Origin of the sequence: Micromonospora sp. NPDC005413, from assembly GCF_040606435.1 — a bacterium.
GTDB lineage: Bacteria > Actinomycetota > Actinomycetes > Mycobacteriales > Micromonosporaceae > Micromonospora.
Genome location: NZ_JBEXEV010000064.1, coordinates 1 through 10,972, shown reverse-complemented (window position 1 = coordinate 10,972; position 10,972 = coordinate 1). Strand labels below are relative to the sequence as shown.

Below are 10,972 nucleotides of genomic sequence, written 5' to 3'. Positions count from 1 at the left end.
CGAACGGCGCGGTGATGTTGCACAGCTGCACTTCGAGCAGCTCGACCGGGTCGACCTCGTGCACCCGCTGGACCCAGCTGTTGACCGAGTCGAGGGGCGGCGGGGCGCGCGGGGTTATGGGGTTAGGCGGTGTAGGTCTCGGGGGAAGGCGGTGACTTCCCGGATGTTGGCCGCGCCCACCAGGCGGGCCACGAAGCGTTCCAGCCCGATGGCGAAGCCTCCGTGTGGCGGCATGCCGTGCCGGAACGCGTCCAGGTACCCGGCGTACGGCTCGACCGGCTCGCCCCGCGCGGCCAGCGCCGCCAGGTAGTCGGCGTGCCGGTGCAGCCGCTGCCCGCCGGTGACCAGCTCAAGACCACGGAAGAGCAGGTCAAAACCGTTCGAGTACGCGGGCCGCGCCGGGTCCGGGTGGGTGTAGAACGGCCGCTTCGCCATGGGATAGCCGGTGACGAAGAGGAAGTCCGACCCGTGTTCGCGCAGGGCCCACTCCCCCAGTGCCCGTTCGTGGGCGGGCGCGAGGTCCGGCTCGTCGGCGGGCGCGCCGGCGATCGTGAGCGCCTCGGTGAAGTGCACCGCCGGGATCTCCGCCGGGACCTCCGGCGGCGTTACGCCGAGCGTCGCGAGCGCACCTGCGGCCCGCTCGCCGACGGTGCCCAGCATTCCGGCCAGGGTGTCGCGCAGCACGCGCATCACGTCGCGATGGTCGACGACGAAGCCCAGCTCCGCATCGAGCGACGTGTACTGCGCGAGGTGTCGGACGGTGTCGTGCGGCTCGGCCCGGAAGACCGGCCCCACCTCGTAGACACGTTCGAAGACACCGACCATCAGCTGCTTGTAGAACTGCGGCGACTGGGCCAGGTACGCGGGCCCGCCGAACCAGTCCAGCGCGAACACGTTCGCCCCGCTCTCGGTGGAGGAGCTGACCACCTTCGGGGTGTGGATCTCCACGAAGTCGTGGGCGTCGAGCGCGGCCCGGAAGCCGGCCACCGCCGCCGCCGAGATCCGCAGCGCGGCCGACCGGGTGGGGTGCCGCAGCGCGGTCGGTGCGTTGTCGAGCTGGGTGGGCAGGCTCGCGGTGAGCGCGGGCCGGTACAGGTCGAACGGTGGCGGCACGGCGGGCGGCCCGAGTGGACGTACCGTCGGGTCGGTCAGCTCGACCCCGGCGGGCGCGGTTGCCAGCGCGGCCTTGGACGTGCCGTAGCTGTCCCGCGCGGTGACCGTCCCGGTGACCTCGACGACCGTCTCCTCGGTGAGTTTCTCCAGCTCGGCACGGACGGCCGGGTCGGTGACGACCACCTGGGTGAGGCCAGCGGCGTCCCGCACGATCAGGAAGGCCACCGACTTGAGCATTCGGCGGCGGTGCACCCAGCCGGCGATCCGCACGGTCGCGCCGATGTGGGCGGGCAGGTGGTGGGACAGGGTTCGTTGCATGGCGGGCTGCTCCTCGGTCGATCGCCACGCCGTCGCCGCCCTGGGGTGGCGAAGCGTCGCATCAGCCCCAGGGAGGTGTGGGCGAGCGGGAACCTCGCGGTGCCACCACACCTTCGCCCCCGCCGAAGCGGGAGCCTCGTTCGTCGCCTGATGACCGGGGCCAGCCGGGCGGGCTCTACTGGGCACGGGGTGACCCGCAACCGTTCTTCCCGCAGCTCAGGAGGGTCTTCGCGCACCGGCACCAGACCGCCTCTCAGCACCGGCGGCTCTCTGCACTGGCGGGTCGGGGCGCTACTCGGCTCCGTCGTCGCTGTTGGCGGTGACCGTAGCACCGGCACCCGCGCGTGTGACGCCCATTTTCGGCAGGCCGGTGTCGGGCGTCACAACATCTGCGGCGTGACGCCGGTCGCCTGGCGTACATAGACACCTGCCGTCGGGCGTAGGCTCGTTTTCGTGACGATCGAGCACTCCGCGCCGACGACCGGCCAGGCAGCGAGCACCGCAACGGCCGCCCCCGAGGGGCGTCGCCTGCTGCGGATCGAGGCGCGCAACGCCGAGACGCCGATCGAGCGCAAACCGCCATGGATCAAGGTCAAGGCCAAGATGGGGCCGGAGTACACCCAGCTACGCGGGCTCGTCTCACGCGAAGGGCTGCACACCGTCTGCCAGGAGGCCGGCTGCCCCAACATCTACGAGTGCTGGGAAGACCGCGAGGCCACCTTCCTCATCGGTGGCGACCAGTGCACCCGGCGCTGCGACTTCTGCCAGATCGACACCGGCAAGCCGGCCGAGTTCGACGCCGACGAGCCCCGCCGGGTCGCCGAGTCGGTGGTCTCGATGGGGCTGCGCTACGCCACCATCACCGGCGTCGCCCGTGACGACCTGCCCGACGGCGGCGCCTGGTTGTACGCCGAGACCGTCCGGCAGATCCACGCCCTGCAGCCCGGCTGCGGCGTCGAGCTGCTGATCCCGGACTTCAACGCCGTCCCCGAGCAGTTGGCCGAGGTCTTCGGCTCCCGCCCGGAGGTGCTGGCCCACAACGTGGAGACCGTGCCGCGCATCTTCAAGCGCATCCGGCCGGCGTTCCGCTACGACCGCTCCCTGGACGTGATCCGGCAGGCCCGCGCCGACGGCCTGGTCACCAAGAGCAACCTGATCCTGGGCATGGGCGAGGAGCGGGTCGAGGTCTCGCAGGCGCTACGCGACCTGCACGAGGCCGGCTGCGAGCTGATCACCATCACTCAGTACCTGCGCCCCTCCACCCGGCACCACCCGGTGACCCGTTGGGTCAAGCCGGAGGAGTTCGTGGAGCTGCGCGAGGAGGCCGAGGAGATCGGCTTCGCCGGGGTGATGAGCGGGCCACTGGTGCGCTCGTCGTACCGGGCCGGTCGGCTCTACCAGCAGGCCCGCGCCGCCCGCGCCGCCACCTCGGTCGCCACCGCCGGCTGACACCGCCGGCAGCGCCGCACGGGCCGTTCGGCGTCCGGATGCCATGATCGTGTGGTGACCGTCGGTGTACGCCAGCAGCCGCGCGGCGCGGGCTCCCCGCGCCCGCGGCCCAGCACGCGTCCCGGGTTGGTCGGCTGGCTCACCGGGTTGGCCGTGCTCGCCGGGGTGGGTTACCGCCTCTGGCTGCTGGGGCACGCCGCGCCACCGACGAACAGCGACGAGGCCACCATGGGGTTGGCCGCGCTGCACATCGCCCGGGGTGAGGGATTCCCGGTCTGGTTCTACGGCCAGCAGTACATGGGAACGCTGGAGGCGTACCTGGCCGCGCCGGTGTTCGCCCTGGCCGGAGGGCCGTCGCTGTTCGGTCTGCGGCTGCCCACGCTGGCGCTGTACGTGCTGTTCCTGCTGCTGGCCTGGCGGTTGACGCTGCGGCTGACCGGGGACCGGTGGTTCGGTTTGCTGGTGGTGGCGCTGCTGGCCCTCGGCTCCGACCGGCTGATCAAGAACCAGTTGATCGCGGGCGGCGGCTATCCCGAGATGAACGCGGCCGGAGTGGCACTGGCCGTGCTCGCCGTGGATCTGGCCAGCGGGCGGCCGGGGTGGCGGCTGGCGCGCTGGGCGGCCTGGGGTTTCCTGGCCGGCCTGATGCTCTGGGTCGACCCGCTCGTGCTGCCGTACGTCGTGGCGACCGGGGCGGTGCTCGTCGGGTTCTGCCACCGGGAGCTGCGGGGGGCGGCCGGGGCGCTGCTCGGGGCGGCCGCCGTGCTGGGGGCGGCCCCGCTGCTGCTGCACAGCCTGGTCAACGGACGGAACCCGCTGCACGCGGTGCTCGCCGCCAGTGGTGCGAACGCGACCGCGGGCTGGGCGGACCGGCTGCACGGCGGCCTGCTGCTCGGCCCGCCGCTGGGCATGGGCTTCTGCGCTCCCGGGCAGTGCGCCACCTGGCAGCTGTGGTGGGCGCTCGCCCTGCCGGTGCTGCTGGTCGCCGCCGCCGTCACGGCTTGGCGGGCGATGCGCCGACCGCCCGCCTCTCCAGCCGACCCCGCCTCTCCAGCCGACCGCGCCTCTCCAGCCGATCCCGCCGGCCCGGTGGATCTGTCGCCCCGGGTGGCGGCGGCGGTCCGGCTGGCGCTCGTGCTGGCGGCGGTGGCCACCCTCGGCGCGTACACCGTGAGCAGTGCCGCCGGGCTGACCCCCGTGGAGAGTTCCCGCTATCTGTCCTGCCTGCTCATCTCTCTGCCGGCGCTGCTCTGGCCGGTGTGGACAGTGGCCCGGCACGGACTGCGCCCGTCGACGACCGACCGGCGCGGTGTCGGGTCCACGCTGGCCCGACCGGTCGCGCTGGTCGTGCTCGTCGCCACGCTGGGCACCGCCGCCCATGCCACCTGGCAGGCGGCGCAGACCGCCCCGGCGACCCGGGCCGCCGAAGCCCGGCACGCCGAGCTGGTGAGCACGCTGCGCCAGCTCGGCGTACGGCACGTCCGCGCCGGCTACTGGACCTGCAACCGGCTCACCTTCGCCAGTGCGGAGGACGTGGTCTGCGCCGTCGTCGACGACACGCTGCGCCCCGGCTTCGACCGCTACCCCGCGTACCGGCGGGAGGTGGAGCGCTCGGCGGCGCCGGCCTGGGTCGCGCCGGCCGGATCGCCGCTGGCGGCCCGGCTCGACGAGCGACTACGCGCGGCCCCGGGCAGCCTGGCCCTTGTCACGATCGACGGCTGGCGGATCTACCTGCCGGGGTGATCTCGTCAGTCAGTGGGGTTCGGTGAGCAGGCCCAGGCGGTGGGCCAGGGCAGCGGCCTCCATCCGGTTGGTCACGGCCAACTTGGCGATGATCCGGGAGACGTGCACGCTGGCCGTCTTCGGGGAGATGAACAGCCGCTCGGCGATCCGGCTGTTGCTGTGTCCCTCGGCGACCAGCCGCAGCACCTCCCGTTCCCGGGAGGTCAGCAGGTCGGCACCGGGCCCGGCCTGACCCGTCGCGCGCAGGCCGACCCGTCGTGCCAGGGTTGCGGCCGTCTCGGCCAGCGGCGGCGCACCCAGCCGCCGGGCGATCTCCGCGGCCTCGGTGACCGCGGCCGACACCTCGTCCCGCTCGCCCGCGGCGGCGGCTGCCTCGGCCAACGCCACCAACGCCCGGCCGAGTGAGTACGGCTGCCCGTCGGCACGCCACGCGTCCACCGCCGCCCGCCACGCCGGCAGCACCTGGTCACCGGCCGCCAGCAGGGCGGTGACCTGGGCGGCGTGCGCCCGGGCGGCTGGGTGGCGGGCCGGCAGGTCGGCGGCGAGCGCGGCGACGGCCGTGGCCAGTTCCTGGTCACCCAGCCGGGCGGCGGTACGAGCGACGGCGCTGAGCACCGGCCAGCCCTCGCGGGGCAGCTGCGGCAGCCACTCGTCGGCCACCGCGGCGCGGGCCGCCCGAACCGCCTCGACCTTGTCGTCGGCGGCCAGCGCCGCCTCGATCCCCAGCTCGTGCAGGGGCAGCCGGTGGTTCGGCCACAGGTAGGGCCGGCCAAGGAAGGCCAGCGCCCGGCCGACCAGCTCGTCGGCGCCCGGGTGGGCACGGGCCAGCCGCAGCCCGGCGCCCAACTGGAGCCAGTGCAGCCCGGTGACGCCGGACAGGTCGATCCGGGCGGCCTCCGCGCACACCGCCTCGGCCTCATCCCACCGGCCCAGCGCGATCAGCGCCTCGGCCCGGTTGGACAGCAGGTACGCCCCGGTCGAGCGGCTGATTCCCACCCGCCGCGCCTCGGCCACCCCGGCCTCGGCGGCCTCGGCGGACTCGGCGTAGCGACCCAGCTCGCAGAGCAGGTCCGACCGGAAAACCTTGGCGAGCACCAGGGCCGGGGTGTCCCCGGCCGCACGGGCGACGGCCTCGGCCCGGCCCAGCTCGGCCAGCCCACGCTCCAGGTCCCGCTCGTGGTGGCAGAGCAGGGCGATCCGGGTCGGCAGCAGGACCAGCTCCTCGCCGAGCGCCTCGGCGTCCACACTCGCCTCGGCGGCCACCCGGGCCGCCTGCTCAGGATCGATCTTGATCAGGTGGGCGGCGATGTCGGCGAGCAGCCGGACCCGCTCCACGCCGGGCGGGCCGCCGGCCGCCAGCCGGTACGCCTCACCCAGCTCCCGGCTGCCGTCGCTCTTGCCGAGCAACGCCAGCAGCCGGCCCCGCTGGTCCAACAGGCGGGCGGCGCGCAGCGGCGTGGCGTCGGCGTCCACTTCGGCCAGCCCGGCCCGCGTCAACGTGATGGCCCGGCTGAAGTCGCCGGCCGTGACGGCGGCGCCCAGGGTCTGCTCCAGCAGCGCCAGGTGGTCCATGCCGAGCAGGTCGGCGGCGTCGGGCACCAGCTCCCACAGCTCCAGCACCCGTTCCAGCAGCCGGCGCTGCTCGGCGTAGGCGTACCGGTCGGCGGCGGCGCAGGCCGCGACCCGCGCGGCGACCAGGGCGCGCGGGTGGTCATGCGCGGCGTACCAGTGGTGGGCGATCTCGGCCGGGGCGCGGCCGGCGGCCACCAGGTGCGGCTGGGCCTCGATCGCGGCGGCGAACCGGGCGTGCAGCCGGGCGTGCTCGCCGGGCAGCAGCTCGTCGTGCACGGCCTCGCGGACCAGCGCGTGCCGGAACTCGTAGTCGCCGTCCGGGTCGGCCACCACCAGTTGGGCGGCGACGGCGGCGCGCAGTGCGTCCTCCAACTCGGCCTCGGGCAGCCCGGCGACCTCGGCGATCAGATCGTGGGCGAACCGGGTGCCACCGGCCGCGGCCATCCGCAGCACCCGCTGGGCCGGGTCGGGCAGCCGATCCACCCGGGCCAGCAGCAGGTCGCGCAGCGTCTCGGGCAGCGCCGCGCAGCCGAGCGGGTCGCCGGCGACGGCCAGCTCCTCGATGAAGAACGGATTGCCCTGGGTACGGTCGTGGATGTCGTCGACGGCGCGCGGGGCCGGCTCGGCGCCGAGCAGGTCGGCGAGGATCGCGCCGGTGCCGTTGCGGTCCAGCCGCCCCAGCTCGAACCGCTCGACAGCGCGCGCCCGGTCCAGCTCGGCCAGGAACGGGCGCAGCGGATGGCCGCGCTGCAACTCGTCAGTGCGGTAGGTGCAGACCAGCAGCAGCCTGCCCGGCCGGGCCGCCCGGACCAGAAAGCCGATCAGGTCCCGGGTGGAGCGGTCCGCCCAGTGCAGGTCCTCGATCACCAGCACCAGCGGCCGGGCGTCGGCGAGCCGCTGGAACAGCTCGGCGACCAGGTCGAACAGGTATCCGCGGGGGGCGTCGGTCAGTGGGCCGGTGCTCGGCGCGGCCAGCGTCGCCGACGCGCGGCCCAGCTCCGGCAGCAGCCGGGCGAACTCCGCCTCGTAGCCGGCGAACACCGCGGGGCCGTCGGCGCGCAGCACCGCGCGCAGGGCAGCGGCGAACGGGGCGAACGGCAGGCCCGCCTCGCCCAACTCCAGGCACTGGCCGACCAGCACCCGGGCCCCACCGCCGGTGGCCCAGCCGGCGAACTCCTCCAGCAGTCGGGTCTTGCCCACACCCGCCTCACCACCGACCAGCACGGTGGCCGGCTCGCCAGTGCGAGCCCGGCCCAGGGCGTCCCGCAGCCCCGCGATCTCGCGCTGGCGGCCGATGAGGACGGAACTGGCGGCACGTACGGTCACGGGACCGAGCATGCCATGAACGGCCGAGTCACCGGCCAGGCCGATCCTCCACCGGGCCACCGGTGGGGCAGCTGCCCCCGGGCCGCCCCGACCCGGCGGCGAGGCGGCTGACCCGCTCCCGCCCCGACCGGCGGGCGGGACGGGCTCCACCTGGTCGGTCGGGGCGAGCGGGGCGGGCGCGGTCACCGGCGGTCGTCGCCGGTGCGGCCAGCCGGCTGGCGGCGGCCCAACCAGGTGCGGCCGGTGCCGCGCGACACCGAGCGGGCGAGCCGTTCCGCTGCCACCTCGGCGCGCAGCTCAGCGGCGTGCGTACGGTGCAGGTAGAGCAGGAAGTCTGCGTCGTTGCCGAACATGTCGGGCTCCTTCGTGGCGTCGTCGTCTTCTGTTGACGACTCTTCGCGCGAAGGCCCCACCCGGGCATGGGGACAGCGCCTCATCTTCCCGGGCGCCACCCTCCTTACCCGCCCGGTCCGGACGCTTACGGCGACGTAAGGTACTCAGCTGCGTCGGGACCCGGACGCGGATCAACGGGGCCGACGGCGACCACTAGACTCTGCGGCATGGCAAAGCCCCAGGAGAAGGTCTCGTTCGGCCAGCGGCTGAAGCAGATCGGGATGGTGTTCCAGTTCACCGCCAAGCAGGACCGGTGGTTCGCGCCGCTGGTCGCCGCCGCGGTGCTGCTCCCGCTCGCCCTCACCGTGGTCGCGGTCATCTTCTGGGGCTGGATCTGGCTGCCACTGGGCATCCTGTTCATCCTGCTCGCGGTGCTGATCGTGCTCAACCTGCGGTCCAACAAGGCGATGATGAACGCCGCCGAGGGGCAGCCCGGCGCGGCGGCGCAGATCATGGAGAACATGCGCGGCGACTGGCGGGTGACCCCGGCGGTCAGCTCGACCACCCAGATGGACATGGTCCACCTGGTGATCGGCCGCCCGGGCGTGATCCTGCTGGCCGAGGGCAACCCGCAGCGGGTGCGCGGCCTGCTCGGGCAGGAGAAGCGGCGGCTGTCCAAGGTGATCGGCTCCGCCCCCCTGCACGACTACGTGATCGGGCAGGACGAGGGCGAGCTGCCGATCCGCAAGCTGCGGACGACGCTGCTGCGTCTGCCCCGCGCGCTCTCCGGCAAGGACGTCAACTCCTTGGACAAGCGACTCAAGGCACTCACCGCCCGGCCGCAGATGCCCAAGGGCGCGATTCCGAAGAACATGCGGCCGCCGGGCGCCTCCCGCCAGTCGCGGGGCCGCTGACCCCTTTTCGCGTACGCCTGGAAAGAGCCGGACCCCGTGCGGGTCCGGCTCTTCTCGTTGGTGGTGGGTTCAGCCGCGCGGTGCGTCGACGATGACCGAGTCGGCGAGCCGGTCGTGCAGGCCACGACGGTGCTCGTCCATGATCAGCGCGGGGACGACGAGGGCCAGCAGCAGACCCCGGATCAGCCCCCGGAGCACCCCGATCCGGCCACCGTCGTGCCAGTTCACGCAGCGGACCTTCGTGACGTACATGCCCGGCGTCTGGGCGAACAGGCCGAGGAAGATGCCGTACACCAGCACCAGGACCAGCACCGGCGCCCAGCCGTCGCGCACCGGGTCGGCGAAGAAGTTGGACACCAGCAGGCAGAGCACCCAGTCGATGATCAGCGCCCCGAACCGCCGACCGAGGCTCGGCGGGGTGAAGGTGGGGTCGGTGGCCGGCGCTGCCGGGGAGTGCGGATTGGTCACAGCGGTCAAGGGTATCCGCGCCGAGATGAGGGCTCGCCGGGTGCCGCCACCACTGTGTGCCGAATCGGGCCAAAGGGATCAGATGCCATAGACTGGCACAGCCGGTGCGGCCTTCGCGGCGGGCCGAGGCGTGAATATGAGCGTCGCTGACGCTCCGCGAGGGACGTAACACGGCAGAAACAACGGAGACACGGCCGGGCAACCGCTTGGCCATAGCGTCGCCAGAAGCCTAGCCACCCCGTGGACGTGCCAGGAGGATGTGTGTTCGCCAATCCCGAGGAACTGCTGCGATACCTCAAGAACGAGGACGTGAAGTTCGTCGACGTACGTTTCTGTGACCTGCCCGGCGTGATGCAGCACTTCAACCTGCCGGTCGAGTCCGTCAACGACGACCTCTTCACCGACGGCCTCGCGTTCGACGGTTCGTCGATCCGCGGTTTCCAGGCGATCCACGAGTCGGACATGCTCCTGCTCCCGGACGTCGCCACCGCGTTCATCGACCCGTTCCGCGCGCAGAAGACGCTCGCGCTCAACTTCTTCATCCACGACCCGTTCACCCGCGAGGCCTACAGCCGCGACCCGCGCAACGTGGCGAAGAAGGCCGAGGCGTACCTGGCGGCGAGCGGCATCGCCGACACCGCCTACTTCGGCGCCGAGGCGGAGTTCTACATCTTCGACTCGATCCGCCACGAGACCTCGGCGCACCAGTCGTTCTACTACATCGACTCGATCGAGGGCGCCTGGAACACCGGCCGCGAGGAGCCGGGCGGCAACCGCGGCTACAAGACCGCGTACAAGGGCGGCTACTTCCCGGTGCCGCCGGTCGACCACTACGCCGACCTGCGCGACTCGATCGTGCGCCGGCTCGTCGACAGCGGCTTCAACGTGGAGCGCTCGCACCACGAGGTGGGCACCGCCGGCCAGTCCGAGATCAACTACCGGTTCTCGACCCTGCTGCACGCCGGTGACCAGCTCCAGCTCTTCAAGTACATCGTGAAGAACGAGGCCTGGGCCAACGGCAAGACGGCGACCTTCATGCCCAAGCCGCTGTTCGGCGACAACGGTTCCGGCATGCACACCCACCAGAGCCTCTGGCTCAACGGTGAGCCGCTCTTCTACGACGAGACCGGCTACGCGGGCCTGTCCGACATGGCCCGCTGGTACATCGGCGGCCTGCTGCACCACGCGCCGTCGCTGCTGGCCTTCACCAACCCGACGGTCAACTCGTACCGCCGCCTGGTGCCGGGCTTCGAGGCGCCGGTCAACCTGGTCTACTCGCAGCGCAACCGCTCTGCCTGCACCCGCATCCCGGTGACCGGCAGCAACCCGAAGGCCAAGCGCGTCGAGTTCCGCGTTCCGGACCCGTCGGCCAACGTCTACCTGGCCTTCTCGGCCATGATGATGGCCGGCCTGGACGGCATCAAGAGCAAGATCGAGCCGCCGACGCCGATCGACAAGGACCTCTACGACCTCCCGCCGGAGGAGTGGGGCGACGTCAAGCAGGTGCCGGGCTCGCTGCCGGCCGTGCTCGACTCGCTCGAGGCCGACCACGACTACCTGCTCGACGGTGGCGTCTTCACCCCGGACCTGATCTCCACCTGGGTGGACTGGAAGCGCGCCAACGAGGTCGACCCGGTGCGTCTGCGCCCGACCCCGCACGAGTTCGCCATGTACTACGACTGCTGAGCTGTAGCTCCAGCACCGGCCGGGCCGGCTCCGCGATTCGCGGAGCCGTC

At 72.8% G+C, this 10,972-nt stretch carries 8 protein-coding genes; 4 read left to right on the top strand and 4 right to left on the bottom strand.

All coding sequences use genetic code 11. The annotated features are described in order from the left end of the window. Nucleotides 1-114: 114 nt before the first annotated feature. Nucleotides 115-1,431 (bottom strand): aspartate--tRNA(Asn) ligase, encoded by a 1,317-nt coding sequence (aspS, locus tag ABZS37_RS32235; RefSeq protein WP_355175304.1) that lies wholly within the window; start codon nucleotides 1,429-1,431, stop codon nucleotides 115-117. A 453-nt stretch (nucleotides 1,432-1,884) separates the two neighbouring features. Here aspS and lipA point away from each other — a divergent pair, with 453 nt between their 5' ends. Both lipA and ABZS37_RS32225 read left to right on the top strand, forming a co-directional pair. Beyond that, complete coding sequence (gene lipA / locus ABZS37_RS32230; RefSeq protein ID WP_355175302.1) at nucleotides 1,885-2,880, top strand: lipoyl synthase; 996 nt, start codon at nucleotides 1,885-1,887, stop codon at nucleotides 2,878-2,880. Nucleotides 2,881-3,006: 126 nt separating this feature from the next. Beyond that, on the top strand, nucleotides 3,007-4,623 hold the full coding sequence (locus ABZS37_RS32225) for a hypothetical protein (RefSeq protein ID WP_355175306.1): 1,617 nt from the start codon (nucleotides 3,007-3,009) through the stop codon (nucleotides 4,621-4,623). Nucleotides 4,624-4,632: 9 nt separating this feature from the next. Here the strand turns inward: ABZS37_RS32225 and ABZS37_RS32220 are convergent, their stop codons facing one another. After that, nucleotides 4,633-7,521: an AAA family ATPase gene (locus ABZS37_RS32220; RefSeq protein WP_355175300.1), complete on the bottom strand. Its 2,889-nt coding sequence runs from the start codon at nucleotides 7,519-7,521 to the stop codon at nucleotides 4,633-4,635. Between the two features lie 182 nt (nucleotides 7,522-7,703). Further along, on the bottom strand, nucleotides 7,704-7,874 hold the full coding sequence (locus ABZS37_RS32215; protein WP_355175298.1) for a hypothetical protein: 171 nt from the start codon (nucleotides 7,872-7,874) through the stop codon (nucleotides 7,704-7,706). A gap of 207 nt (nucleotides 7,875-8,081) precedes the next feature. On the opposite strand from ABZS37_RS32215, the gene ABZS37_RS32210 reads away from it, so the two are divergent. Beyond that, on the top strand, nucleotides 8,082-8,768 hold the full coding sequence (locus ABZS37_RS32210; protein WP_354994965.1) for a DUF4191 domain-containing protein: 687 nt from the start codon (nucleotides 8,082-8,084) through the stop codon (nucleotides 8,766-8,768). A gap of 69 nt (nucleotides 8,769-8,837) precedes the next feature. Here ABZS37_RS32210 and ABZS37_RS32205 read toward each other — a convergent pair whose 3' ends face one another. Then, nucleotides 8,838-9,236 carry an RDD family protein gene (locus ABZS37_RS32205; protein ID WP_355175296.1) on the bottom strand — a complete coding sequence of 133 codons (399 nt, stop codon included), beginning with the start codon at nucleotides 9,234-9,236 and terminating at the stop codon, nucleotides 8,838-8,840. A gap of 261 nt (nucleotides 9,237-9,497) precedes the next feature. Between ABZS37_RS32205 and glnA the strand changes: the two genes are divergently transcribed. Further along, on the top strand, nucleotides 9,498-10,922 hold the full coding sequence (gene glnA / locus ABZS37_RS32200) for a type I glutamate--ammonia ligase (protein WP_355175294.1): 1,425 nt from the start codon (nucleotides 9,498-9,500) through the stop codon (nucleotides 10,920-10,922). Nucleotides 10,923-10,972 lie beyond the last annotated feature (50 nt).

Bases quoted from the DNA above. Each gene is read 5' to 3' on its own strand.
- aspS (WP_355175304.1), bottom strand. From the start codon at position 1,431: ATGCAACGAACCCTGTCCCACCACCTGCCCGCCCACATCGGCGCGACC.
- ABZS37_RS32215 (WP_355175298.1), bottom strand. From the start codon at position 7,874: ATGTTCGGCAACGACGCAGACTTCCTGCTCTACCTGCACCGTACGCAC.
- ABZS37_RS32210 (WP_354994965.1), top strand. From the start codon at position 8,082: ATGGCAAAGCCCCAGGAGAAGGTCTCGTTCGGCCAGCGGCTGAAGCAG.